Source organism: Bradyrhizobium sp. NBAIM08, from assembly GCF_020193935.1.
Lineage (GTDB): Bacteria > Pseudomonadota > Alphaproteobacteria > Rhizobiales > Xanthobacteraceae > Bradyrhizobium > Bradyrhizobium yuanmingense.
The window spans coordinates 1-411 of sequence record NZ_JADYVR010000832.1 but is presented as its reverse complement, the minus strand read 5'-3'; the positions used below and the strand labels follow the sequence as shown (position 1 = coordinate 411).

At 46.5% G+C, this 411-nt stretch carries 1 protein-coding gene; it reads left to right on the top strand.

Translation table 11 applies throughout. The annotated features are described in order from the left end of the window. The coding region (locus I6F37_RS42280) for an AAA family ATPase (RefSeq protein ID WP_225154717.1) at positions 1 to 411 on the top strand (411 nt) is incomplete at both ends.

Genomic DNA, 411 nt, shown 5'->3' with positions numbered 1-411 from the left:
ATATTGATGAAATCGATAAGATCGCACGCAAAGGCGATAACCCAAGTATCACACGCGATGTAAGCGGTGAGGGAGTGCAGCAGGCATTATTGAAACTGCTTGAAGGCTCTCAGGTAAATGTTCCGCCACATGGCGGCAGGAAGCATCCTGAGCAAAAGATGATCACCATTGATACGCAGAACATACTGTTTATCTGCGGTGGAGCATTTGACGGCATCGAGAAAAAAATTGCAAAGCGTTTGAACTCGCATGCCATGGGCTTCAAGGCAAGCAAAGAAGGTGAAATATTTGACAAGAGCAATTATCTCCAATACATCAGCCCCGCGGATTTGAAATCATTCGGACTGATCCCTGAACTGATCGGCCGGTTGCCGATTGTATGTCACCTGGATCCTCTCGATAAAAGTACAC